The following is a 24,772-nucleotide window of genomic DNA, read 5'->3' as shown; positions in this document are numbered from 1 at the left end:
CACGGGAATGCTTTTCCAGAAAATACAAGACTCGACTTACTCGATGGCTTTTGCAATCATTTTCCCCCGCGCAGAATGTGAACTACATTAGGGTCTGCGGACAGAGATTCAGCGACTTGTCATTGCTTCGCCATCCTCCCGGGACTAAAAGCACATTGATATTCCCGTGTGGTTGCCTTTACACCACACCTTCACAACTCCGAATGACTCATGGCCAAGCTCAATAATCGCCAACACGAGGCGGTGCATTATATTGACGGACCCTGCCTGGTATTGGCGGGCGCCGGCAGCGGCAAAACCAGCGTGATCACCCGCAAAATTGCCTATCTCATCGAATCCTGCGACATGCCGGCCAAGCATATTGCCGCGGTGACCTTCACCAACAAAGCTGCGCGCGAGATGAAAGAGCGTGTTGGGCAATTGGTCAAAGGTAAAAACAGCCGCGGCCTGATCGTTTCAACCTTCCACAATTTAGGCCTGAATCTGCTGCGTAAGGAGCTGAAAAACTTACCTTTGAAAGACGGCTTTTCCATCTTCGATGCGGAGGACAGCCGCAGCCTCATGAAAGAGCTGATGCTGCGCGACGGTGATGCCGATGGCGATCTCCTCGATATCGCCCAGCATCAGATCTCACGCTGGAAAAACGATATGTTGCTTCCCGCCGCAGCCTTAAGTCGCGCAGCGAGCGAGGGTGAAGCCAGTATTGCGAGATTGTACGAGCATTATGATACGGCGCTCAGAGCTTACAATGCGGTCGATTTTGACGACCTGATTCTTATGCCGGTCGTACTCTTGAGGGACAACAGAGACGTTCTGGAGCGCTGGCAAAAGAAAATCCGTTACCTGCTTGTTGATGAGTACCAAGATACCAACTCCAGCCAGTACGAACTCGTGCGCACGATCGTTGGCGGACGCGCGGGGCTCACCGTGGTGGGCGATGATGACCAGTCCATCTACGCCTGGCGTGGTGCACAGCCTGAAAATATGGCGCTGTTGCAAAATGATTTCCCAAATCTGAACGTGATCAAGCTCGAACAGAACTATCGCTCGACAGCCAGGGTACTCAAATGCGCCAACCATCTGATTGCCAACAATCCCCACGTTTTCGATAAGGCACTCTGGAGTGACATGGGCCTCGGCGAGCCTATTAAAGTGATTCGCTGTGCCAACGAAGATGCAGAAGCGGAACGCGTCGCCACCGAGATTTTCTCTCAGCACCACAGTCGCTCAGCCCGATTTAAAGAGTTTGCCATTCTCTATCGAGGTAATTTTCAATCCAGGCTGGTTGAACTCAAGCTGCAGCAAATGCAGATTCCCTACAGCATCAACGGAGGTTCGTCCTTTTTCGGCAAAACCGAAGTCAAAGATCTCATCGCTTACCTGCGCTTGTTGGTTAACCCAGAAGATGACAACGCATTTCTGCGAGTGGTCAATACGCCTCGTCGACAGATTGGCACTTCGACGCTCCAAACCCTGGGTCAATACGCCTCCGACCGAGGTATATCCATGTTGCCCGCCTGTGATGAGCTCGGTCTGCAAAGCCGTATACCAGAAAAAAACTTAGTGCGCTTACGACAATTTGCCGGATGGATCGAGAAGGTTTCCGAGCACTGCCGATCAGCTACACCGTTAGCGGCAGTGCGAGAAATGCTGGATGAAATGGATTACCGCGGTTGGCTGGAGCAAAACTCTTCCAGCGTTCGTATGGCAGAGAAACGTTGGGAAAACATCGAGTACTTATTAACCTCGATCCAGACAACCATGGAAAAAAGTGACGAGGACGATGAAGACAAGCTTGCCGGGGCCCTCAGCAAATTGATGTTGAGAGACCTACTGGAACGTCAATCCGAAGAAGAGGACGATCTGGATCAGGTACAAATGATGACGCTGCACGCCGCAAAGGGACTTGAATTCCCCTATGTCTTTATGATCGGAATGGAAGAGGAATTGCTTCCCCATCGAACCAGCATTGAAGAAGGCAATATTGAAGAAGAGCGGCGCCTAACATATGTGGGCATCACTCGTGCCAAGAAAGTGCTACACATGACGCTGGCCAACAAACGCAAACAATATGGTGAAATCATGGAAACCACTCCCAGCCGCTTCCTCGAAGAACTGCCAGCGGAAGATGTTGAGCGGGAAGGCTTCGGTTCCGACAGTCCGCAGGTCAATCAAGACCGGGGTCGACAAACTCTAGACAGCCTGTTAAACAGCCTTTGAGACGACGCCAACGACATACCCGTATCAGGATATTATTTTGAAAAAGATCATCGTAACCACCTCCGCTCTAATTGCCACCACCCTGCTTGCGACAAATGCACTAGCTCAACAAGCCGGCGTCGCTGACGACGGCCGCGAGATCATTCTCAAGGAAGACGGCACCTGGGAGTATAAAAGCAAGGATAAATTTGTCACCCTGGAAGATGGCAGCCGCGTACGTCTGAAAGAAGACGGCTCTTGGGAATACGATGGCAACGCCCCAGAGGTTAAACCAGAACAGATACGCACCAGCTCTCTGGATGTACGCCTTGGCGAATCATCTATGGAATATTACAAAGAGAAGCTTAATAAAAGCACTCGCTACCAAGCTCAAACACATTTCAAACTGGAGATCGCTGTCTCCCAACATGCTAAAGCGCCCGTTGATTTAAAGCTTGGCCATTTTAATTTGATTCAGGTCTCCGACAGTCGCGACGAGACCTACCCAGTCGTCGATATTTCTCCCCAGCCAAAAACGTTAAAACCGGGAGAAACTGCATCCTTAAAGATGACCGTAAAAGGTGCCCCCGCTGGATTGCTGGCAATGGGAGTAAAGTACATGGAAGTGGATATTGATAAATCGGTTTTTAATACAGAAGACAACCTGCACTTTCGCAAAAGTATGGACGATATTCCACTCAACTCCGTCGACAAGCCACTCGAATAGCCTTACATCTCTTCGGTGACTCTGCTGCCAGCGTGCTATTGCCTGGCAGCAACCGCTTCTCGACTTAACAGAAAGTCCATAATGCCCGGTAGGGACTCCAATCCCTCATGCAATGTGGATGCATCTTGATCCTTCGCAGCCCGATCGATGGCTGACACAATTTCCAACATTGGCCCCCGACAGAATAGCCTTGCTGTGCCTAAAAGTTTATGTGCGCTTTGTGCCACACTTTCCCAACTGTCCTGCGCCAAAGCCGTGCTGATTTCATCCATGAGCTTGACGAGCTCAGCGACCACTTCCGACGTTTTAATACCTCGAGGGGCCTCAATTCGGTTTGCGTCTTGAGTCAACGGAAACTCACTGCCTATGACCGTTCGCTCGCCACCCGGTGCCCGCGCTTCTCGATCATCAATAAGGCCTTGAATTTTATCCACAGACAAGGGTTTGTAGAGAATCGCACGAACGCCCGCCGCGCACAGTGCCTCTTCTTCCGAACCAGTGACATTGGCTGTTAATGCATAAACACGCAATGCTGGTTGCAACTCATGAAGAGCTGGCGCCAAACTTACGCCATCCATCCCAGGCATGTGGACATCCATAAGCGCAAAATCAAAAGTCTTGCTCTGAGCCTCCTTCAAAGCCATCTCGCCATCGGGTACCGATGTCACATCCAGATCAAATTCTTTCAGCTGAAGTTCGATCAAGCGGCGGCTCAACTGGTCATCCTCGACCACGAGTACGCTACAGGAGGCTGGCAACTCTAAATTTGTCGGCAGGCGCTCTAGCGGCTCAGGCTCTGGTCGAGCATCAGTGCGCTCAACCATGACTTTCACAGTGATGGCCACGCCCTGACCAACATCGCTTTCCAACTGAATATCACCGTTCATACTACGTGCCAGTCGATAGGCGATCGACAATCCCAGTCCACTGCCACCAAATCGTCGAGAAATATCGTCCTCAGCCTGAACAAAAGGCTTAAAGAGTTGGTGCTGTTTATCTTTCGGAATTCCTATACCGGTATCGATAACCTGAATTTGCAGCTGCGCTTTGTGCGTGCTCTGGTAACACGCTGTCGCCCGCAATTTTACGTAACCGTGGTAGGTAAACTTGATCGCGTTACTGAGCAGATTAGAAATAATTTGCGCCAACCGGACTTCGTCCCCTAATACCCAACCAGGGACACTGGTATCGATTTTACAACGCAGATCCAATCCTTTTGCCCGCGCTGCAGGAGCCTGCATTGCCGTGACATTTTTCAGGCAGCTACGTAGATCAAAGGGTAACTTTTCAAGTTTGACGTCCTCTTCTTCAAGGCGAATAAAATCGAGAATATCGTCAATCGTCGTCAGTAATACTTTAGATGCTTGAGTGAGTACATCGCTGTACTCATTGCGCTGAGACTCTGTTGCCGAGTTCTTCATCAAGTTAAGGTAACCAATGATGGAAGACAGTGGTGTTCGCAACTCATGACTCATACGCGCAAGAAATAGTGCCTTCGCTTTACCCGCTGATTCAGCGCGCTGGATAGCTTCTTCCAGAGCTTTATTTTTCATTTCCAACTGTGAAAGTGTTTGCAACAGCTCTTGGGTGGCCTTTTCCACTTTCAATTGCAAACTTTCTTTTGACTGCTCAACCTGAGCCGCCATTTCGTTAATACCCAACTCCAGCTTCAGCAACTCACCGCGGCCAGAAGGACTGGTCCGAGCATTCATATTCCCCTGCCGAATATCTTTGACGACGCGGGAGAGATTGACGATCGGGCGGGTAATGCCATTCGCGAGATAGATCGCCAGAACACCAGCAACCAAAGCGGCAATGATGGTAATCCAGAGACCATCTTTCAGCATCTTTTGCTGCAAGCTGGCCAACTGTGCAGTATCGAAAGTAAATGCCAATCGCCCGATTAACGTCTGTGAGCCACTGCTGTCGTTTTCCCCCCACTCTGGATTGCTACCGACGTCAATTTCTCGCAGATAGATATCTTTTTGAAACGGCATTCGATCACGAATGTTGTAGCAATGTTCATCGTTTTGAATACAGGCAAGTACAGCTGCGGCATCCGATGGGTCACCCGCCACCGCCAACATGCGGGCATCGGAATCGACAAACACCAACGCTGTGGCCACCCCCATATGATTGAGCTGATCTTCAGCAAATTGACTCAGCTTGACATTGTCTCCGGCAGCTACAGACAGCTCACTGGCGACGGCCAGATAATCAGCATAGCGATTGGCAAGGTTTTCCATCTCAAGTCGAGCGTCATCGATACGCGCGCTAATAAAAACATAACCCAACACGCCGGCGAGCAAAAACAACGGCAGCTGAGTGATTGCAAGAACTCTGAGTCGTATGCCCTGATCCATCAGGAGTTCTCCTGCTGATGCAAGTCTGACTCCAGGTCTCTTTCCGAAGGTAGTGTTACGCGCAAATGTTTACTGACTTCACGATTAACAAAGACGACGAAGAACCGTGGGAACGCTGGCGGAGGCAGAGCCATTGCCGCCGCTTTAAAGAAATCCTGCACGATCATACTCGCATGTAATGCGAGGTCCGCAGGGCGCGACACCACCCCCGCTAGCGCACCAGCACGAACATATTCTTCGGAAAACCCCAGTAAAGGTTTATTGAATTGGTAACTTAAATAAATGCACCACTTGGCCGTATTGCGGTTAAAGCTGTTTTTTCCCGGAATGGCAAGCACGAGATCGACAGATTTAAAGAGCGCTCGAATCGTTGCAAGGGGATTTTCATTCGGCGTGAGAGGCTGACTGGTATAGTGGATGCCCAACCGATCTGCCGACAGTTGCAGTTGATCCACCAGGGGTTTGGAATCCGGGTCGTACACTGTTCCGACTGAACCCAGAGAGGGCAGAATGAGATTTGCCAAACGCAATTGCCGCTCCGGCGGCTGATCCATAAAGATTGCGCCAAGTAGGCCATTCGCTAACCGTTCGGCAGCTTTAGGAAATTTGGCCACAATCTCAGCGAATGTCGTTGAGGGGATAAGAACACTCAGCACCGGAGCCTCTATGTCCGCCGTTACCAATTTCTCTGTGGCGACGGATCCAACGGCTATCCACAGTTCCGGCCGGCGATCTTCAGCAATACGACTTTCTAGCCTGGGATCCCAACTGGAGGCCAGCTCATTTGTTACAAAAAACTCTTCCCCAAGCAATGCCTCCAATGCGGTGTAAGTACTTTCATAGATTTCTTCATTGCCACTGAGCAGCACTCGTATACTGCGCTTGTCGCCAACCACGTCCGCTGGATTGGCGAGCAGAGGAAAGGCGCAACACAAGCACAACAAAAGCGGCGCAATAACTGGCGCTATTTTCATTCCATTGACGCTCACTGCCGACCAGGGCTCTCTGAATCCATTATGAGCCTCTCTTCTTATCAGTAGTTATCAGGGCCATGAATAACTGACGGAAATAAAGGTCCGCCGATTAATCTCATTTCCGGCCTGATATTCGATGTAACCATCGTCGAGCAAATTTTGCAAACTCAACGCGACGTCTAAGCGACTCCCCCCCACGTTCCAGCTTCTGGCCAAATTGATATCAATTCGATCATGTGTTTCCACGCGACTCGCATTCTGCCAGTTGATGTATTCCATGTAGTGATAATACGCTCCAAATCGCCAGTTTTCTGCGAAATGATACCCAAACAGCAGACTGCCAGAATGTTGTGGAACGCTCGTTGGATCGTGCTGGCGACGGTATGGCGGCGAAAACGTTCTACGATCGATATTACCCTCGGCCTCCAGAAAAGCGTATGAGGCCCTAATCCAGGCGTCCGCCGTCATCTTCCAGGTTGCCTGAGCCTCAAGACCGGATACTGTCCAGTCTGAATTGTTCGCGTAGACTCGTACCCGATCATTAAAGACTGCACCATCACCTTCGACACCATCTACATTGAAACTTGGGCAGTAGGCTGCCGTCACTCTCAAAAGCTCTGGATCACCAGTATTGTCTGCAGCGCAATCTCCGTAGCGGGTATCAAACTTTGAGATCTCATCTTCAACGTCTTCACGAAACAACTTAACGTCTAGAGATAAGTCACCGTCTTGCCAATAGCCTAGATATCCCAGCTCAATGGTATCAGTGCGTTCAGAGCCATTATCAGGGTCGGACTTTTGCACCAAATCGGCGACGCCACCGTCTTCAAAACGAATCACCCAGTTCATATCAGAATCCAGTAATGACGGCTGACGATAAGCGCGAGTCACACTGGTTCGAACATGGTGTTGCTCATTGAAATGATAATTTAACGCCAATCGTGGAGACACCTCAGGATCCAGGCCATCCTTTTTCTCTACCATAAATCCCGCGTTGATTTCGGTACTCAAGGTAGGGGACCACTGGACATTGCCAAACAGGTAATAGAGTTCTGAATCCACCTCTCCGCCATCAATGTAGCGCGAGCCTTCAAGATAGTCTCGACGGAAACCCAACCCCCAAATCGCCTGCCATTCATCAAACGTATAATGATGTTCAAATTCTGCATCGGCTACGGAAAAATCCCGCTGTCCTTCATTCAGTTCCAATTGCTGCTCACCACCCAGCAATTGCAGGTAGGCCTCTACTTGGCTGGGAAAATACTCTGCAATGATGTCCGACAGATTCACCTTGTTAGAGCTTTCGAAATTGTAATCTGTGTATGAGACCCGCACTTTTACCTGTTGATTTTCGGTAGAGGTTTGCCAGCTTCCGTTCAGCCAACTGGCCCGTCGCTCTTCATCAACAAATTCATCCGGGTGGTCCGTATCACCGATACCAATTTCACCGCCACTGGACCCCACCTCAAGCTCCAGACTGCTGGTCAGCGACGGAGTGTAAACGCCACTGACCACCAAGTGTCCAATATTGACGTCATCGTCAAACTTGCTAAAACCATCGTTTTGTTTGTGCGCTGCGCGAACGAGGATATCGGTATTACCAACGGTAAACTGCTGGCGGCCATTGATATTGCGTGTACCAATACCTCCAGCAGTTGCGTTCACCGAGCCGCCAGCTTCTTTTACTGGATTACGAGTGACAATATTGATAGCTCCCATAATGGCATTCGAGCCATAAGCAGGCACATTGCCGCCCCGGATCACTTCGATGTGATCTACATCTTCAGGCAATACACCGATGGACTCCCAAGCGACGGAAGATTTCTGCGGCAGGTAGACAGAGCGGCCATTAACTCGAACTTCCAGGCGGTGGGGGTCGCGATCACTGAACCCATGAGCAGTCACTCCAAACGTACCGCCATTGGAGTAAAATGCTTGAAATCCAGGCACCAGGTTGAAAACTTCAGCTAAATTCAACACCCCCTGCGCTTCAATCATTTCCCGAGTGATCACGGTGACAGAAGACGGAGCACTAGTAATGTTCTGCTCCTGTCGTGTTGCAAAAACGACCTTGGGGATATCCCCCATCCAGGCCTGTTCAGAGATATCATAACCTTGGACCACCGCCGTTGGCGCCAGCCCTGCCGCCAACGCCACGGAGTAACTCTTTTGCAGAAAGCACCGGTGCCGTCTCTCTGCTACCCCCTTTTTCCTCACTTCAGTCTCGCCTCATTCGTTTTCGTTTAACGCTTAGCTCTCAAAGGCCCAGTGCTGCTTTTTGCATCGCCTGAATGTCAATATTTCCTTTGCGAGCCATAGCTAACATCGCCAAAAACTGTTCTTCCGTGAAGGGTTCTCTTTCTGCCGTTCCCTGAATTTCAATAATGCCGCCCGAATCATCCATAACGATGTTCATGTCAGTCTCTGCGGTCGAATCTTCACTGTAGTCCAAATCCAGTAAAACGCTGCCCTCACAGATTCCGACAGAAACGGACGATATTCCGCGCTGAAGGGGTTCCCCGGAACATTCGCCGCGGGCTTTTAGGTGCTCTATCGCATCCGCTAATGCAACCCAGGCGCCGCTAATGGAAGCCGTGCGAGTACCACCATCGGCTTGAATCACATCGCAATCCAGACGGATGGTGACTTCACCCAGCTGATCTAAGTCAACTGCTGCTCGTAAAGAGCGCCCAATAAGACGTTGAATTTCGACGGTACGCCCGGTCTGCTTACCCCGCGCCGCCTCTCGGTCAGTGCGACTGCCGGTCGCCCTTGGCAACATGCCGTATTCAGCGGTAATCCAGCCGCGCCCCTCTCCACGCATAAATCGCGGCACACCTTCTTCGACGCTGGCGGTACAGATCACCTTGGTTGAACCGTAAGAAACCAGCACAGAACCTTCCGCATGCGCGGTGAAGCTGCGTTGAAATGTGATCGCTCGAAGCTCATCTGGCTTACGCCCCAATAACCTTTGCATAACCTACCCTTATCGTCCGACTAGCCGGCTGGATGCCGATGTCAAAAGTGCCATTATACCCATAACTCTGACGAAGCCTGTGTTACCATGCTGAGCTATTCTAAAAATTGACATGCCACGGAATCCGTATATGCCTCGCAGTATGACCGGCTTTGCCCGGCTCGAGAAAACCCTTGCCCAGGGCACCCTGGTATGGGAATTACGCAGCGTAAACCACCGCTACCTCGAATTGCAGTTCCGACTGCCGGACACTCTGCGAGAACTGGAACCTGGATTGCGCGAAAAACTTCGCAAAAATCTGGTGCGAGGGAAAGTTGAAGCCATTCTCGCCTGGCTGCCCGATAAAGGCAGCGCCCCTCAGGGATTGCAGCTGGACACCAATCTGGTCGCCGAACTTGCCGCCGCACTGGACGCAGTGACCAGTACATTGAAAAACCCGGCAAAGGTAGATCCGGTGCAGGTGCTGAGGTGGCCCGGCGTTATTCGCGACAACGAACTCGATCGCGAATTGCTGCTGAAAGAAGCGTCCGCCCTGTTCGACGCCGTCCTGCAAGAATTGATCGCCCATCGTCAGCGCGAGGGCACTCAGCTCATGGGGGTCATTGAAGAAAAAGTCGTCGCCATTAGCGAATCCGTCGCCGACATTCGACTACAGCTGCCGAGCATACTCCTTCAACAGCGCCAGCGGTTAGTGGACAAACTCAATACGCTCGCAATGGAAGTTGATCAAAACCGATTGGAGCAGGAACTGCTTTATATCACTCAAAAGGCGGACATTGCCGAAGAGTTGGATCGCATCGATACGCACCTGGGAGAGGTTCGCCACACGCTGAAACAAAAAGGCGGTATCGGTCGGCGCCTGGACTTTCTGATGCAGGAACTTAACCGAGAGGCTAATACTCTGTCTTCCAAGTCAATTGTTTCTGAAACCAGCCTCGCCGCAGTACAACTCAAAGTACTGATCGAACAAATGCGAGAGCAGATTCAGAATATTGAATAAGGCGATACCTAGTTAGAGGCCTTCCCCTCTACCCAATCGATCAGTAGATCCGCCAAAATTTGTGGCTGCTCCAGAGGAATCATATGGCCGCAATGGTCAATCCATCGCAAAACACTGCCTGAAATGGTGTCAGCGACTTCTTTAACTTCCTCCGAAGAGCGCAGCTTATCCTCTGGAGAGCCAATGACCAGCGTCGGGCATTGGATGCTTGCAGCCGGGACTCCACTACGCCGCAGACCCGACTGACGTGCAAACGACTCGTAACCCAAGCGCTGACTCATCGCTCGAATCTGCTCAATCAATTCTGTATCTTGAGAGCGACTTGAATGCAGTGAAGGTGCAACGGTGCGCCGACTGAGACCTCTGAAGGTCGAGGCAGACATAGCCTGCACCGCCCGCCGCTTTTCTTCTGCCTGACGTTCAGTGTCTTCACGCAAAGAACTCGCGATAATCACCAAGGATTCAACTCTATCGGGAAAGTCCGCCGCTATTTGACGGGCAATATACCCACCCAAAGAGAAACCAACCAAAATAAAGCGCTGCGGCGCCTGGTCGACAATACGCCTGGCCATTGCCGGGATAGTATCGCCTTGCAAGCTTGCCCGGGTCAGTATCCAGCTTGCCGGCAAGAAGGCTTCCAACGCATCCCACATGGCCCCATCGAGCATAAAACCGGGAACCAGTAAAAGGTTCGTCGTACGTGTAGTCATTCCATCACCAAAAACATCAGAGCCTGTAACATCTTTGGCGCACCATAACGGGTGTTCTTGTCGAGATAAAGACGCACAAAATCGCGACAACCCGATCCTCCAGTATCGCTGCTAAAAGAATTGAGCAAAGACTGATCATTTTTTCGTCATAGTTTGCCTAATGGGGCGCAATCTCCGCTATATTCATTTACACTACGCGACCCCAAAAAATCAGCCGTGCGATGGACTCTCAAAAGGATCCCGTCGCCCGATCGTCGGAAATCTATGCAAAATCGCGGCACGTTATATACCGTTTCAGCCCCCTCAGGGGCAGGCAAAACCAGCTTGGTAAATGCTGTGGTGGAATCCATGTCAAATGTGAGGGTCTCTGTCTCCCACACCACCAGACCAAAAAGACCCGGCGAGACGGACGGCGTCAATTATCATTTTGTCGACGCCGAGCAATTCGCCACGATGGTTGAATCCGGCGATTTCCTGGAGCACGCCGAAGTCTTCGGCAACTGCTACGGCACCTCGACACACTGGGTTAACGAACACCTGGACAACGGCGAAGACGTTATTCTCGAAATCGATTGGCAAGGTGCTCAGCAGGTTCGTTCGCAACTGCCCGATACCATTAGCATCTTTATTCTGCCGCCGTCGCTGCAATCGCTTGAAACACGACTCACCGGCCGAGGACAGGACGACTCTTCTATCATTGCGGCTCGCATGGAAGAAGCCATCAGTGAAATGTCCCACTTTGGCGAAGCCCATTTCCTGGTTATCAATGATGTTTTTAGTGAAGCGGTCCTGGACTTACAGTCGATTTTGCGCAGTCAGCGTCTGGAACTGGCCGCGCAGCAACGCCTCAACAAAACACTCCTTGAAAATCTCTTGTCCAGACCTAACTAAATAGATAGACTGACAAGCTTTTCCTAAAATATGAGCATGTGTTGGCGAATTATTGAAAATTCACTGACTAAACCCGGAAATTCTGACGATTAAGTGTCTCCGTCTGCAAGGCGTTCCAAAGATTTTCGTGGGTAGATTAACCTTTTTATCTGGAAGCATTTTCTTATGGCAAGAATTACCGTTGAAGATTGTCTCGACCACGTAGCCAACCGTTTTGAACTGGTATTGGTTGGCAGCAAACGCGCCCGACAGATCGCCACCGGCGGCAAAGATCCAATGGTCCCAATTGAAAATGACAAACCTACCGTACTTGCGCTGCGTGAGATTGAAGAAGGTCTCATCGACGCCAGCATCCTGACTCAAAAAGAAGAGCCTGAATCATTCAACGATATGCTGATCGACAACTCTGCCCTGGAGATGTAATCGGCTGGCACCGACGCGCCGGGCATCGGGGATCCACAACCCGGCGCAGCCAGTGCCACCGTAAACCCAACTGATGCAAACACTGGAATCCCTCAGCCACCGGCTTTCTTCCTATCTGGATTCCCAGCAGATCAATCGCGTCAAACGCGCCTACTACTATGCCGAACAGGCCCATGAAGGCCAGAAAAGGCGTAGTGGCGAACCTTATGTAAGCCATCCCCTGGAAGTAGCCAATATCCTGGCAGGTATGCACATGGACCATCAGAGCCTGATGGCCGCCATGCTGCACGACGTTATTGAAGACACCAACATCAGTAAAGAGGCCCTGACGGAGCAGTTTGGTGAATCCGTTGCAGAGCTGGTAGATGGAGTCAGTAAGCTCACCCAATTTGAGTTTGAAGACCAGGCCCAGAAGCAGGCAGAGAATTTTCAGAAAATGGCTTTGGCGATGGCCAAGGACATTCGAGTCATCTTGGTGAAGCTCGCTGATCGACTTCACAATATGCGCACCCTGGGTAGCCTTGCTCCAGCAAAGCGACGCCGCATCGCGAAAGAAACCTTAGAGATCTACGCACCTATTGCCCAAAGACTGGGCATGAACAATCTCCGTCTTGAGCTAGAGAATCGCGGTTTTGCGGCGATGCATCCACTAAGAAGTGAGCGCTTACAAACTGCACTCAAAGCGGCAAGAGGCAATCGCAAAGAACTGGTAGAGAAAATTCAGAATGCGATCGAGTTTCGATTAGAAAGGGAAAATATCAGCGCCCTGGTCATCGGACGAGAAAAGCACCTCTACAGCATCTATCAAAAGATGCGCGCCAAAAAGAAATCTTTCAAAGAGATCATGGATGTCTATGCATTTCGAATCGTTGTCGAAAATGTAGACACTTGTTACCGGGTGCTCGGCGCAGTTCACAATCTGTACAAGCCTGTCATTCGAGAATTTAAAGACTACATTGCCATCCCAAAAGCCAATGGCTACCAATCACTGCACACGGTTTTGGTTGGCATGCATGGTGTCCCTATCGAGGTGCAGATTCGCACCAAAGAAATGGATGAAATGGCGAATTCAGGCATTGCCGCTCACTGGCTGTACAAATCTGATGGCAGTGAAGAAGTCGCGTCTGGCAGTCGTGCCAGAGCCCGTCAATGGATCCAGGGTCTGCTGGAGATGCAACAGCGAGCGGGAGATTCTCTCGAATTTATTGAAAACGTAAAAATCGACCTGTTTCCAGACGAAGTCTATGTTTTCACCCCTAAAGGTGAAATTGTGGAGTTGCCCGCCAGCGCGACACCGGTGGATTTTGCTTATGCCGTGCACACAGACATTGGCAACCATTGCGTGGCCTGTCGTATCAATGATCGATTGGCTCCCCTTTCTCAGGTCTTACAAAGCGGCCAAAAGGTCAAAATACTCACCTCTCCTGGCGCCCAGCCAAACCCGTCCTGGTTGAATTTTGTCACCTCAGGCAAGGCTCGCAGCGCGATTCGCCATTTCCTAAAAAATCAGCGCCATCATGAATCGATCGAGCTGGGTAAACGGTTGTTTTCCCGTTCACTGCACGAAATTGGTCTCGACTTTAACAAACTGACCGATGACCAGATCGAGGAACTGATCGCCGCGGCCGGCGCGCCCTCGCTAGACGCGATATTAGAGGAGATTGGCCTTGGCAATCGAAATTCCCACGCCTTATCCAATCTTCTGGTCGATACCAGCGAAACGGAAACCCGAGGCGCTAGCATTTATGCGCCGCTGGTCATCAGCAATGCTGAGGGCCTCGTCATTAACTTTGCCCGCTGCTGCCGCCCCATACCCGGCGATCCGATTATTGGCCATGTCAGTGCTGGCAAGGGATTGGTGATCCACAGAGACACCTGCCGCAATATCGCCGATGTACGAGACAATCCGGAAAAAATCAGCAGCGTGCGCTGGGCTCCGGATATTAGCGGGGAATTTCTGGCAGAAATCCGGGTTGAAGTTGAGTCAGAAAGAGGCATTATTGCATCTCTGGCGACGCGTATCGCAGAACTCAAAGGTAATATCGAACAGGTAAACGTTGATGAGCGCGACGCACACAACAGTGTGATCAAGTTTACTCTGGGGGTCGCCAATCGTGTTCACTTGGCCACCATTATGCGGAGGCTGAGATCTGTTCCCTCTGTGATTCGCATTATTCGTAGTAAAAGCTAACTTGGAAGACCATTATGACCAACAAGGCCATCATCAGCACCCCGAATGCTCCAGCGGCAATCGGCACCTATTCTCAAGCCGTAAAGGTCAACAATACCACCTATATTTCCGGACAAATTCCATTAGTTCCGGAAACCATGGAAATGGTATCTGACGATTTTGTTGAACAAGCACACCAAGTCTTCAAAAATTTGCAGGCGGTCTGCAACGCAGCCGGCGGCGATCTGAAAGACATCGTGAAACTGACGATCTTTATGCAGGACCTGTCAAACTTCCCACTGGTTAACGAAGTGATGGGCCAATATTTCGAAGAGCCTTATCCCGCTCGTGCAGCCGTCGGCATTAAAGAGCTTCCAAAAGCGGCGCAAATTGAAGCTGACGCCATTATGGTCATCTAAACCGGCTCACGCTACTGAGCAGGTACTCTTTATTCTGTAACCTGCTCGACAATCTTCTGAACCGGAAAAATACAGGTAAACGTAGACCCTTTCCCCTTGCGACTACGGATATTCAAACGACCGCCATGACGTAAGAGCACGTGCTTAACGATGGCCAGGCCCAATCCGGTACCTCCCGTTGACGTCGCACGACTGTCGTCGACGCGATAAAAGCGCTCCGTAAGCCGGGGCAAATGGACCGGATCAATACCATCACCGCGATCTTTGATCATTACCATAAGCCCTTGGGGATGCTTGCGCACGGTTACGGTAATTTCGCTCTCTGCCGGAGTGTATTTGACCGCATTAAAAACCAGATTTGAAAACGCACTTTGCAGCTCTTTTTCATTCCCCAAAAGTACAATATCTTCATTGCATTTGTAGCGAAATTCATGGTTTTTGTCAGCTGACAGGAGTGTTGCATCGGCAATAATCTGCTCCAACATCGGCGTCAGAGGAACAGATCGATGACGCGGAAGACTTTCATTGGTTTCCAGTTTAGAAAGCTCGATCAGATCCTGAATAAGATTGGTCATGCGCGTGCACTGACCGTCCATTTGATCGACCGCCTTCGCCCATTTTTCGGGCATATCCGGACTCATGGCGAGCGTCCCGACGTAACCTCGAATCACTGTCAGAGGGGTACGCAATTCATGAGACACATTGGCAACAAAGTCTTTGCGCATTTGTTCCAACTTAAAGATACGGGAGATATCCCGCACGACCACCAATGTCTCACCTTTACCAAACCGCGTTACCTGATATTGCAGCCGAGCACCGTTTGAATTTGGAGACGGCATATCAATGGGCTCAACGAAATCCCCGGCGTGCATATAGCGGACAAATTCAGGATGACGGATAAAGTTTAACAGTGGACTGCCAGTATCTGGACGACGCAAACCTAGCATTTGCCGCGCGGTCTCGTTAAACCATTCAATCGTATCGTTGTTACTGAGCAGGATAACACCATCGGGCAGGGCTGCGGCGGTGCGCTGTACTCGCTCAATTGTTGCCAAAAGTTGCAGACGTTCTCTTTGCTGCTCGCGGCGTAATTTGGCAATGAGATAAAAGATATCATCCCATAGCCCACTGGCTTGAGGCTGCCGCCCCGACGCACGATCAATCAACCAATGGTGCAGATTACGTAGATTCCAGAGCGTCCAGATAAAGTAAACCAGCATCCCCAGAAATAAGGAGCTGAGTAGGTAACCCGAGGCAAGTCCGAACAACAAGCAGAGCGTGAACAGTAAAATCAGCCGTGTGACTTCACTGGCGATGCCCTTACCCAGGCTGCGCTCACTACTGCCCGGTTCGGATGAGGTATTGTGAATCGGTGTAATACGAGGTCCAGCGTCCAAATCAGGTTTCTTTTGCAGCAACTTTCAACGAAAAGCGGTAACCGGCGCCACGTACCGTTTGTACAAACCGGTCGTGATCATCCAGCTGCAGAGCTTTGCGCAACCGGCGAATATGTACATCAACCGTACGCTCTTCAACATACACATTGCCACCCCAGACATGGTCCAGCAATTGGCTGCGAGTGTACACCCGTTCCTGATGCGTAAGAAAAAATTCCAATAAACGATATTCTGTCGGCCCCATCTGCACCGGTTCTTCATTGATGGTGACCCGATGGCTGATTGGGTCGAGCACCAGACCTTCCACACTGATCGGGACCGCTTCAGTCTGGTCGGTACGCCTCAGTACTGCTTTCAGACGAGCGACAAGCTCTCTGGGGGAAAAGGGCTTGGTGATGTAATCATCGGCACCAACTTCAAGGCCCTGAACTTTGTTGTCCTCATCGCTTTTGGCAGTCAGCATGATGACTGGAATTGCAGAGGTGACCTCTTCGCGACGCAATCGACGCGCCAACTCAATACCACTGGTACCTGGTAGCATCCAATCCAAAAGGATCAAATCCGGCTTACGATCAACAATAATGCTGTGTGCTGATTGTGCATCAGCGGCCTCCAGACAATGGTAGTCTGCCATTTCCAGTGCGACCCGCAACATGTCACGAATTGGGGCTTCGTCGTCAACAACCAGAATGGTTTTCTGGGGCATGTTTCCTGCCTCTGTAAAAATAAGTTGCCGCCATTAAATAACCTTTTGATTAAATTTTTGTTACAACTTTAAGTCAGGTATTGCATGACGGCAAAGACTGTTTCACCAGAGCCAGTAAAAGTCAGCAAGGATTCCGGCAAATATGACGCCACCCACCCAATTATTGTTGAGAAATGCAGTGAAACACGCCTTGCGCTCACGAAACTGTATTAGATACTGCTGATAAACAAACAAAGCGAGAACGACCACCAGGCTCGATTCGTAGATCCAACCCAGATCAAAGCGTTCTCCGACCAGCTTCATGGCAAATATAAACAGCACTTGCAAAATAGCTGTGATAGCGCGATCCGCCTCACCAAATAAAATGGCGGTCGACTTAATGCCGATTTTTAGATCATCCTCACGATCTACCATGGCATAGAAAGTATCGTAGATTACCGTCCAGATAACCGCCGCAACGAATAACAACCAGATGGCGCTGTCGAGGTAGCCTCTCTGGGCCGCAAAGGCCATGGGAATTCCCCAGGAGAAGGCCGCTCCGAGTACCAATTGGGGTAAATGTGTGTGACGTTTTGCAAACGGGTAACAAGCCGCCAACAACAGAGCTGGAACTGACAAAGCAATCGTTAGAACATTCGTAAACAGCACCAGAATGAAAGAGATCAGTACCAGAATCGTAAACAAGCTCAATGCCTGTCGCGGGCTGACTCGTTTCTGGGCCATGGGCCTGTGCTGGGTCCGCTCGACCGCGCCGTCAAAATTGCGATCGGCGTAGTCATTGATAACGCAACCCGCAGCTCGCATAAGCGTGACACCGACAACAAAAATGACGATCAACACGGGATCAGGATGCCCTGAACCAGCAATCCACAAAGACCAGAGTGTCGGCCACAGCAACAACAATGTGCCGATCGGTCGATCAAAACGCATCAATTGCCAATAGTCGCGCCAACCGGGAGATGGAGTTTCCATGTGAGCCGAGGCCAGATTTTTCATAATGATGGAATGTTATCGGGAGTTTCTACGGGTCAATGCTGCGACAGATCAAGGATAGATGCGGAATTTTTGCCAATTACGCTTTATCCTGAGGACAGCAATTGATTAAAGTCTGCGAACAATAACAAAAGCCGAAACTTTACGGGAGCAGTTATGCACAAAAGTGATATTGTAAACGCGGTAGCCGACCGGACCGACCTAAGCACCACCAAAGCCTCAGATGTGGTGTTTGCCATTTTAGAAGAAATAACCAGCGCTCTGAGTCGCAAAGACTCCGTAACTCTGGTAGGTTTTGGCAGCTTTTCAACTCGAGAGCGAGCTGCCCGCACCGGTCGCAGTCCCTCAACGGGAGAAAGTATCGCAATACCAGCCTCCACATCTGTCGTCTTTAAGCCAGGGAAAGCCCTCAAAGACGCAGTCAATCCCACCTGAATTCAATAATTGATAACCCCAAGAGCCGTTTGAATGAGTCTGACATCCCGAATATTAATTGCCATGCTGGCCGGCGTAATCGTCGGCATCCTACTGAATGTTCTGTTCGGCGGAGCCGAGCAGGGATTGGGTGGTTGGCTGAATGAATTCCTGGTCATGGGGTTGTTCGATGGCGTCGGACAAATTTTTGTTAAATCCCTGAAACTGTTGGTTGTACCCCTGGTGTTTGTATCTCTGGTCTGCGGTGCCAGTGGCCTGGGTGCTAATTCCCGCATGGGTGCCATGGCGGGCAAAACTCTGGGGCTGTACCTGTGCACCACAGCGATCGCTATTTCCATCGCTCTGTTTCTTGGTACGGTCATTCAACCAGGCACAGGAATCGGACTTGGCGAAGCCACCACCTTTGAAGCGGGAGACGCTCCATCACTCAAGCAAGTTATCGTAAATATTTTTCCTAGCAACCCCTTCGAGGCAATGGCTGAAGGCAATATGCTGCAAGTTATTGTCTTTGCCTTGCTGACCGGCGTCGCCGTCGCTCACGCCGGCAAATCCGGGGAACGGATTCGCAGTTGGTTTGAAGACATCAACGAAGTCATCATGAATATGGTGAATTTCCTGATGAATCTCGCCCCTTACGGGGTCTTTTGTCTGTTGGCCAAATTATTTGCCGGTCTAGGCGCCAGTGCCATTTTGGAGCTGAGTCTCTACTTTGGCACCGTCGTTGCTGCGCTCTTCCTGCACTGTTTCGGTGTCTATTCTCTGTTCCTGAAAGCACTGGCACGAGTCAGCGTGAAAGCCTTCTTCCGGCAGATCAAACCTGTACTCGCCTTTGGCTTCAGTACATCTTCCAGCAGTGCCACCTTACCGGTCACCATGCGAGTCGCCGAGGAAAAGCTGGGTGTCGACAAACGTATCGCCTCTTTTACCGTGCCGCTCGGCGCAACCATCAATATGGATGGTACGGCAATCATGCAGGGGGTGGCGACGGCGTTTATTTCTCAGGCATACCAAATTGACATCAGTCTGACCGGGTATCTGATGGTCATTTTAACGGCGACTCTGGCGTCGGTAGGAACGGCGGGTGTACCGGGTGTAGGGCTGATTACTCTGGCGATGGTGCTGCAGCAAGTGGGTCTACCGGTTGAAGGTATCGCCTTGATTATCGGTGTTGATCGGCTTTTGGATATGATGCGCACTGCGGTTAACCTCGCCGGCGATTCCATGGTCTCCGTCATGGTCGCCAAAAGCGAAAAAGCGTGGAACCGCGCAGTATACGAAACCGAAGCGCCACTGGTTGCAGATAGTGACTTGCATCCAACCGAACACGGCAGAGATAAGAGCCTCTACTGACGTAACATCCATCGAGGCTCACAGAGGGGGTCCCTGGACTCAGGGATCTCCCGATCATCAGTCTCTGGCCGCTGCTGCCTGACAGACTTGATCACCATAATAATTATCGTTGAAGTTGCAGACGATTGGCATCGCCTTTGGACCCGCAATCCACTGGATTAACATGGACTCTTTCATGACCTTTCTGATATAGCGCATTTCAATTTCCTCGACTTGGTTAATAGGTAAAAGAAATGTATATCCCTTCTGCGATCGACAACAGCTTTAAAAACAGAAGAACATGATCAGTTTTTCAGAACTTCAACCCTTTACTTATTCGCTATTTTCGCCGGCAGCCGGAGAAAGTGTCAGCGCCAGCTGTTGTCGAAAAAGCTTCCCAAGAAGAATCAGATCATTTGCGCCCGCATAGTTCAGACGCGAAATTAGCGCTATTTTGCGGTGGGGGCCAGGTTCTGCCAATTCGATCAATCGGAATTCCTGACTACCACCTGTCAGCTGGTCCACAGCCATTTCAGGTACAAAGGTTGACCCCAATCCTCCAGCCACCATTTGCAATAATGTGTACAAACTGGCACCTGAGAGAGAACGGTTAACGCCTGCCGGCTGAAACTTACACGCAGCAAGAGCATGGTCTTTCAGACAGTGGCCGTCTTGCAACATCAGTAGGGGCTGGTCTTGCAAGACATCACTGGAAAGACGCTTGTACTCAGCCAGTTCGCTGTCTGGATACGTGACTAAAAGGAAGTTTTCCTGCCAGAACTCAAAAGCGTGTAATCCGGACAAGCCGTAGGGTAACGCAAGAACCGCGGTATCCAACTCCCCAGACCTCACCTTCTCCACCAGCACATGGCTTTGATCTTCTACAATACGCATCTCCAGATCGGGATAACAGCGGCGAACTTCCGGCAGAACCTTGGGTAACAAGTAAGGCCCAATTGTGGGAATCACACCCAATGACATCGGGAAGGAAAGCGGCTCTCGCTCCGCTCTCGAGAACAAATAAAGATCGTCTACCCGCAACTTGATGTCGCGGGCTCGTTCCAAAAACCGCTCTCCAGCGGAGGTAATCAAGACTCGCTTGTTATCTCTTTCAAAAATCTGGAACCCCAACTGATTTTCCAACTCAGCAATGGCTGTACTGAGTGCCGACTGGGATACAGAACTCTCATCAGCCGCCTTTTTAAAATGTTTGGTCTTCTCAACCGCCAGGGCATAGGTCAATTGTTTTAATGTAATCACTTGTTTACGTTCTAAAAAATAGATTGATAGATAAATTTAAATTCACTTTAACAGAAGTATCAAGTCCCTTATTATGGCTCCACTGCTTAAGAGCAGACAGTAAAACGATTTTTTCAGACCAATTTAATGGAGATATTGAAATGGCGATTATTAACAGCCCAATCCCTGAATTTAAAGCGGAAGCGTTCAAAGACGGTGAATTCGTTACTGTCACCACTGACGACGTAAAGGGCAAGTGGTCTATTTTCATCTTCTATCCGGCGGACTTCACTTTCGTATGTCCTACCGAACTGGAAGATATGGCCAAGTTCTATGACGAATTCCAAAAACTGGGCGTCGAAGTCTACTCTGTATCTACTGACACTCATTTCACTCACAAAGCTTGGCACGACACATCTGAAGCCATTGGCAAGATCAAGTACCCAATGATCGGCGATCCTACTGGCCGTATCACTCGTGGCTTCGGCGTTATGATTGAAGAAGATGGTCTGGCACTGCGCGGTACTTTCCTGGCTGACCCAGATGGCATCATCAAAGTTGCTGAAATCCACGACTTGGGTATCGGCCGCTCTGCGAAAGATATGTTGCGCAAGGTCAAAGCAGCTCAGTACGTCGCTACTCATGATGGCGAAGTATGTCCTGCAGCTTGGGAAGAAGGTCAAGCGACTCTGACTCCAAGCCTGGATCTCGTCGGCAAAATCTAAAAACTGGTCTGAAGTTCGGGAGCCGCTACGGCTCCTGTCCGGAAGTTAGGAGGTGACACATGTTAAGTAATGACATTATTAATGCTCTCAAAAGCTACACGGAAAACATGCAGAATGATGTAACTTTTGTTCTGCAGACTGGTGATCACGAGAAGCGCGCTGAACTGGTTGAATTCCTTGAGGGCGTTGCTTCCGTGACTGACCGGATTCAACTGGTAGAGCGCGACGATGATCGTCTGCGCAGCCCCATCAGCTTCCTGTTGGAAGTCGATGGTGAGTTCAACGGGATTACCTTTTCGGGCATTCCGTCAGGACATGAATTTAATTCGTTGATTCTTGCGGTTCTGCAGTCGTCCGGTACAGCACTGAAGCTGGATGAGGGAATCCAGAATGCGATCAAGAACGTCAGCGAGAAACTCAAGTTTGATGTCTACGTCAGCTTGAGCTGCCACAATTGCCCGGACGTCGTCCAGGCACTGAATCAATTTGCGATCGTAAACCCGAATATCGAAACAGAAATGATCGATGGCGGTTTGTTCCAGCAGTTGATTGAAGACAACAACATTCAGGGCGTTCCTACCGTCTTCCTAAACGGTGAAGTCTTCGCCAATGGCAAGATCGACACCGCGAAGCTATTGGAAAAATTGGAAGAGAAGTACCCAGGCGTACTGTCAGCCGCGCCAGCTGAATCTCTGCCTTTGCAAGACGTGACTGTTATTGGCGGCGGGCCTGCTGGGGTTGGCGCAGCCATCTATGCCGCACGCAAAGGGTTGAACGTCACTTTGATTGCTGATCGCATTGGTGGCCAAGTCAAAGACACCATGGGCATCGAGAATTTGATTTCCGTCCCTTACACCACAGGTCCGGAGCTGTCAGGTAAGCTGGCTCATCATTTGGATGAGTATCCCATCACCAAGCGCGAACACTTGAAAGTGTCTGAAGTGATTGCCAGCGAAGACGCCAGCGCCCCGAAAACCGTGGTGCTAAGTTCCGGCGAGAAGATCGATACCAAAACGCTGATTGTCGCGACTGGCGCCAACTGGCGAGAGTTGGGTGTCCCTGGCGAGAAAGAGAATATCGGCAATGGTGTGGCCTACTGCCCGCACTGTGACGGTCCCTTCTTTAAAGGCAAAGATGTCGCTGTGATCGGTGGCGGAAACTCAGGTATAGAAGCCGCGCTGGATCTCGCCGGAATTGTAAAGTCGGTTACAGTTTTCGAGTTCCTGCCGCAATTGAAAGCGGATAAAGTGATCGTCGATCAAGCTTTGAAGCGTGACAACATCACCATCAAAACCAACGTCGCTACAAAAGAGATTGTGGCTGATAACGGCAAAGTCGCCGCCATCGCTTACGAAGACCGGGAATCCGGTGAAGTGAAAAGCGATCAGTTGGACGGTGTCTTCGTCCAAATTGGATTGGTGCCCAACAGTAGCTTTCTGAACGGTGTGGTGGAGACGACCCGATTTGGTGAAGTCATCATCAACGAACGCTGTGAGACCAGCGTGCCAGGCATTTTCGCCTGTGGCGACGTTACCACCGTTCCTTACAAGCAGATTGTTATCGCAATGGGTGAGGGAGCAAAAGCATCGCTTAGTGCCTTCGACTACTTAATGCGTCAAGGTTAAGCGTCGAAAATGCTAAAGGGGGCTGATAAAGCCCCCTTTTTTTGACACTTTCAAGTACCCGATTTAATTAGCCTGCCAGCTGCCGGGCAATATTATTGAGTTCTTCGGACGACTCCATTACCGTTTCAATCACTCCTCGGGCTTTTTCTGGATTCAGATGCAAGGTTTTAAAGCATTCATCAGTGACAGGTTCCTCCGGCCCGAAACCAATGCCTTGTTCTCGCAAAAGGCGTCTGGCGACATGCAGCAATGTGGCGTAAATGCCGTGATCATCCGAGGTCCGCGGTTGCATATTATGGAAACGTAAGGCGTACACCACTTCTTCCGGCATATGCCAGCATTCCATCAACCAACTGGCCAGCTGATCTCTGGTGACACCCAGAACATGTGTCTCAATCAGATAATGGGGCACATGAGTATTTACCTGCGCAAACTTTTCAATGGTGACGAAATGCGGAGGAAAGACTTCCGCGAGGATAAGCCAACCAAAATTGTGAAGCAGGCCTGACAGGTAGGACATACCAAACCCGGGGCGGAACTCACGCGGTACCGCTGTTACCAAGCCTTCCACCGCCGCGGCCATAAAAACGGATTGTTCCCAATAGGGCGTCACGCCACTGGATTCATCAGGAATTTTTAATGTTCGTCCCAATGATAAACCCAGTGACAGGTTCAGCACCATGTCGAACCCCAGTACACGCACGATAGCGTCATGGATCGAGCGGATTTTCCCTGGTGCTGAATAATAGGGAGAAGCCGCCCAGCTGACCACTTGGGCTGCCAGGCTCGGGTCCAGTTCGACAATTTCTGCAAGATCACTGACATCCGCTTGAGGATCGACCCGCAGCTTGATGATCTTCTGGGCAGTGTTAGGCAGAGGTGGAAACTCGAGCGTGTCTTCAAGGCGCTGCTTAATTCTTAGAGACGTGAAGGATTTTACAGCACTGAAGATTTTTTCCTCATCGTTTTCCAGCTGCTCGTACTTTTCCTGCAAGCCTTTTAATGGCACGCCAAACTCACGGATATCGACCCCGTTGGCCATATGCGTAAAGCTCTGCTGATCCATCTTCAGAATATCTTCCGCGCCGGAATCCAGAAGTACAGATTCCTGTTCAAACAGACGCTTCTCGACCAATGTAGGCATGCCACCCAATTTAGGCAGCGCTGGAACCGACTTTAAAAAATATTTAGCGTAGAGCTTTGTGAGGTCATTAGGTTTTAACGGCCTTAAGTTTCTGGCCAATAACTGATTGACCTGATTGATATCGATAAGACAGTCCGCTGGAAAAATGACCTGCAAAGGACCTTGCTTATCCTGCAGAATCATCGAACGCGCCAGCGTCGAACCTTTGAGAATCGGTTTGTGAGTAGCGACGGCTTCCGGTTCCGGTGAATAAAAAACCGAGTAAGCAACCGTTTGGTTATCAAGCATCGTTTTGACGCTGGCAGGTACGGCCAAAATCTTTCTCC

At 50.4% G+C, this 24,772-nt stretch carries 22 protein-coding genes; 11 read left to right on the top strand and 11 right to left on the bottom strand.

Going from position 1 to position 24,772, the window contains the following annotated elements:
• Positions 1-210: 210 nt before the first annotated feature.
• The gene (gene rep / locus ACXAFR_RS14470; protein ID WP_475178088.1) at positions 211-2,220 is read left to right on the top strand and encodes a DNA helicase Rep; all 2,010 of its coding nucleotides are present in this window, start codon (positions 211-213) and stop codon (positions 2,218-2,220) included.
• Positions 2,221-2,257: 37 nt separating this feature from the next.
• Entirely contained in the window at positions 2,258-2,926 is a 669-nt protein-coding gene (locus ACXAFR_RS14465; RefSeq protein WP_475178086.1) for a hypothetical protein, read from the top strand.
• A 35-nt stretch (positions 2,927-2,961) separates the two neighbouring features.
• On the opposite strand, the gene ACXAFR_RS14460 is transcribed toward ACXAFR_RS14465, so the two are convergent.
• From ACXAFR_RS14460 to rph, 4 genes are all read right to left on the bottom strand, one after another.
• A complete protein-coding gene (locus ACXAFR_RS14460) occupies positions 2,962-5,289 on the bottom strand; it encodes an ATP-binding protein (protein ID WP_475178084.1) in 2,328 nt (775 codons plus the stop codon).
• On the bottom strand, positions 5,289-6,263 hold the full coding sequence (locus ACXAFR_RS14455; RefSeq protein ID WP_475178083.1) for an ABC transporter substrate-binding protein: 975 nt from the start codon (positions 6,261-6,263) through the stop codon (positions 5,289-5,291). Before ACXAFR_RS14455 ends, ACXAFR_RS14460 begins: the two co-directional genes overlap by 1 nt.
• Before the next feature lie 69 nt (positions 6,264-6,332).
• Positions 6,333-8,420, bottom strand: a complete 2,088-nt coding sequence (locus ACXAFR_RS14450; protein ID WP_475178081.1) for a TonB-dependent receptor plug domain-containing protein — start codon at positions 8,418-8,420, stop codon at positions 6,333-6,335.
• Positions 8,421-8,520: 100 nt separating this feature from the next.
• Entirely contained in the window at positions 8,521-9,240 is a 720-nt protein-coding gene (gene rph / locus ACXAFR_RS14445) for a ribonuclease PH (RefSeq protein ID WP_475178079.1), read from the bottom strand.
• A 130-nt stretch (positions 9,241-9,370) separates the two neighbouring features.
• Between rph and ACXAFR_RS14440 the strand changes: the two genes are divergently transcribed.
• Positions 9,371-10,240: a YicC/YloC family endoribonuclease gene (locus tag ACXAFR_RS14440; RefSeq protein ID WP_475178077.1), complete on the top strand. Its 870-nt coding sequence runs from the start codon at positions 9,371-9,373 to the stop codon at positions 10,238-10,240.
• A gap of 8 nt (positions 10,241-10,248) precedes the next feature.
• Here ACXAFR_RS14440 and ACXAFR_RS14435 read toward each other — a convergent pair whose 3' ends face one another.
• Positions 10,249-10,950: an alpha/beta fold hydrolase gene (locus ACXAFR_RS14435; RefSeq protein WP_475178075.1), complete on the bottom strand. Its 702-nt coding sequence runs from the start codon at positions 10,948-10,950 to the stop codon at positions 10,249-10,251.
• Positions 10,951-11,214: 264 nt separating this feature from the next.
• Between ACXAFR_RS14435 and gmk the strand changes: the two genes are divergently transcribed.
• From gmk to ACXAFR_RS14415, 4 genes are all read left to right on the top strand, one after another.
• A complete protein-coding gene (gmk, locus tag ACXAFR_RS14430; protein WP_475178073.1) occupies positions 11,215-11,841 on the top strand; it encodes a guanylate kinase in 627 nt (208 codons plus the stop codon).
• Between the two features lie 165 nt (positions 11,842-12,006).
• The gene (gene rpoZ / locus ACXAFR_RS14425; protein ID WP_475178071.1) at positions 12,007-12,264 is read left to right on the top strand and encodes a DNA-directed RNA polymerase subunit omega; all 258 of its coding nucleotides are present in this window, start codon (positions 12,007-12,009) and stop codon (positions 12,262-12,264) included.
• A gap of 73 nt (positions 12,265-12,337) precedes the next feature.
• Positions 12,338-14,455 carry a bifunctional GTP diphosphokinase/guanosine-3',5'-bis pyrophosphate 3'-pyrophosphohydrolase gene (gene spoT, locus ACXAFR_RS14420; protein ID WP_475178070.1) on the top strand — a complete coding sequence of 706 codons (2,118 nt, stop codon included), beginning with the start codon at positions 12,338-12,340 and terminating at the stop codon, positions 14,453-14,455.
• 14 nt (positions 14,456-14,469) lie between these two features.
• Positions 14,470-14,853: a RidA family protein gene (locus tag ACXAFR_RS14415; protein WP_475178067.1), complete on the top strand. Its 384-nt coding sequence runs from the start codon at positions 14,470-14,472 to the stop codon at positions 14,851-14,853.
• Between the two features lie 29 nt (positions 14,854-14,882).
• On the opposite strand, the gene phoR is transcribed toward ACXAFR_RS14415, so the two are convergent.
• The 3 genes from phoR to ubiA form a co-directional block, all read right to left on the bottom strand.
• Positions 14,883-16,250, bottom strand: a complete 1,368-nt coding sequence (gene phoR, locus ACXAFR_RS14410) for a phosphate regulon sensor histidine kinase PhoR (RefSeq protein WP_475178066.1) — start codon at positions 16,248-16,250, stop codon at positions 14,883-14,885.
• A gap of 1 nt (position 16,251) precedes the next feature.
• Positions 16,252-16,956, bottom strand: a complete 705-nt coding sequence (gene phoB, locus ACXAFR_RS14405; RefSeq protein ID WP_475178065.1) for a phosphate regulon transcriptional regulator PhoB — start codon at positions 16,954-16,956, stop codon at positions 16,252-16,254.
• A 102-nt stretch (positions 16,957-17,058) separates the two neighbouring features.
• A complete protein-coding gene (gene ubiA / locus ACXAFR_RS14400) occupies positions 17,059-17,928 on the bottom strand; it encodes a 4-hydroxybenzoate octaprenyltransferase (RefSeq protein ID WP_475178063.1) in 870 nt (289 codons plus the stop codon).
• A 177-nt stretch (positions 17,929-18,105) separates the two neighbouring features.
• Between ubiA and ACXAFR_RS14395 the strand changes: the two genes are divergently transcribed.
• Together ACXAFR_RS14395 and ACXAFR_RS14390 are read left to right on the top strand one after the other, a co-directional pair.
• On the top strand, positions 18,106-18,384 hold the full coding sequence (locus ACXAFR_RS14395) for an HU family DNA-binding protein (RefSeq protein ID WP_475178061.1): 279 nt from the start codon (positions 18,106-18,108) through the stop codon (positions 18,382-18,384).
• 33 nt (positions 18,385-18,417) lie between these two features.
• Entirely contained in the window at positions 18,418-19,734 is a 1,317-nt protein-coding gene (locus tag ACXAFR_RS14390) for a dicarboxylate/amino acid:cation symporter (RefSeq protein ID WP_475178059.1), read from the top strand.
• Positions 19,735-19,791: 57 nt separating this feature from the next.
• On the opposite strand, the gene ACXAFR_RS14385 is transcribed toward ACXAFR_RS14390, so the two are convergent.
• Positions 19,792-19,932: a hypothetical protein gene (locus tag ACXAFR_RS14385; RefSeq protein WP_475178058.1), complete on the bottom strand. Its 141-nt coding sequence runs from the start codon at positions 19,930-19,932 to the stop codon at positions 19,792-19,794.
• Positions 19,933-20,046: 114 nt separating this feature from the next.
• On the bottom strand, positions 20,047-20,973 hold the full coding sequence (locus ACXAFR_RS14380; protein ID WP_475178057.1) for a hydrogen peroxide-inducible genes activator: 927 nt from the start codon (positions 20,971-20,973) through the stop codon (positions 20,047-20,049).
• 134 nt (positions 20,974-21,107) lie between these two features.
• Between ACXAFR_RS14380 and ahpC the strand changes: the two genes are divergently transcribed.
• Positions 21,108-21,677 carry an alkyl hydroperoxide reductase subunit C gene (gene ahpC / locus ACXAFR_RS14375; RefSeq protein ID WP_475178387.1) on the top strand — a complete coding sequence of 190 codons (570 nt, stop codon included), beginning with the start codon at positions 21,108-21,110 and terminating at the stop codon, positions 21,675-21,677.
• Between the two features lie 59 nt (positions 21,678-21,736).
• Entirely contained in the window at positions 21,737-23,302 is a 1,566-nt protein-coding gene (gene ahpF, locus ACXAFR_RS14370; RefSeq protein ID WP_475178054.1) for an alkyl hydroperoxide reductase subunit F, read from the top strand.
• Between the two features lie 67 nt (positions 23,303-23,369).
• On the opposite strand, the gene ACXAFR_RS14365 is transcribed toward ahpF, so the two are convergent.
• Complete coding sequence (locus ACXAFR_RS14365) at positions 23,370-24,761, bottom strand: HDOD domain-containing protein (RefSeq protein WP_475178053.1); 1,392 nt, start codon at positions 24,759-24,761, stop codon at positions 23,370-23,372.
• Positions 24,762-24,772: the final 11 nt, after the last annotated feature.

This window comes from Pseudomaricurvus sp. ABR4_320 (assembly GCF_056159445.1).
This window is presented reverse-complemented; position numbering and strand designations above follow the sequence as displayed.

Excerpts from the sequence above, each read along its gene's own strand:
- ubiA (WP_475178063.1), bottom strand. The coding sequence starts at position 17,928 with ATGGAAACTCCATCTCCCGGTTGGCGCGACTATTGGCAATTGATGCGT.
- phoB (WP_475178065.1), bottom strand. The coding sequence starts at position 16,956 with ATGCCCCAGAAAACCATTCTGGTTGTTGACGACGAAGCCCCAATTCGT.
- spoT (WP_475178070.1), top strand. The coding sequence starts at position 12,338 with ATGCAAACACTGGAATCCCTCAGCCACCGGCTTTCTTCCTATCTGGAT.
- ACXAFR_RS14395 (WP_475178061.1), top strand. The coding sequence starts at position 18,106 with ATGCACAAAAGTGATATTGTAAACGCGGTAGCCGACCGGACCGACCTA.
- gmk (WP_475178073.1), top strand. The coding sequence starts at position 11,215 with ATGCAAAATCGCGGCACGTTATATACCGTTTCAGCCCCCTCAGGGGCA.
- ACXAFR_RS14415 (WP_475178067.1), top strand. The coding sequence starts at position 14,470 with ATGACCAACAAGGCCATCATCAGCACCCCGAATGCTCCAGCGGCAATC.
- rph (WP_475178079.1), bottom strand. The coding sequence starts at position 9,240 with ATGCAAAGGTTATTGGGGCGTAAGCCAGATGAGCTTCGAGCGATCACA.
- ACXAFR_RS14390 (WP_475178059.1), top strand. The coding sequence starts at position 18,418 with ATGAGTCTGACATCCCGAATATTAATTGCCATGCTGGCCGGCGTAATC.
- rpoZ (WP_475178071.1), top strand. The coding sequence starts at position 12,007 with ATGGCAAGAATTACCGTTGAAGATTGTCTCGACCACGTAGCCAACCGT.
- ahpF (WP_475178054.1), top strand. The coding sequence starts at position 21,737 with ATGTTAAGTAATGACATTATTAATGCTCTCAAAAGCTACACGGAAAAC.
- ACXAFR_RS14455 (WP_475178083.1), bottom strand. The coding sequence starts at position 6,263 with ATGAAAATAGCGCCAGTTATTGCGCCGCTTTTGTTGTGCTTGTGTTGC.
- ACXAFR_RS14460 (WP_475178084.1), bottom strand. The coding sequence starts at position 5,289 with ATGGATCAGGGCATACGACTCAGAGTTCTTGCAATCACTCAGCTGCCG.
- ACXAFR_RS14440 (WP_475178077.1), top strand. The coding sequence starts at position 9,371 with ATGCCTCGCAGTATGACCGGCTTTGCCCGGCTCGAGAAAACCCTTGCC.
- ACXAFR_RS14385 (WP_475178058.1), bottom strand. The coding sequence starts at position 19,932 with ATGCGCTATATCAGAAAGGTCATGAAAGAGTCCATGTTAATCCAGTGG.
- ACXAFR_RS14435 (WP_475178075.1), bottom strand. The coding sequence starts at position 10,950 with ATGACTACACGTACGACGAACCTTTTACTGGTTCCCGGTTTTATGCTC.
- rep (WP_475178088.1), top strand. The coding sequence starts at position 211 with ATGGCCAAGCTCAATAATCGCCAACACGAGGCGGTGCATTATATTGAC.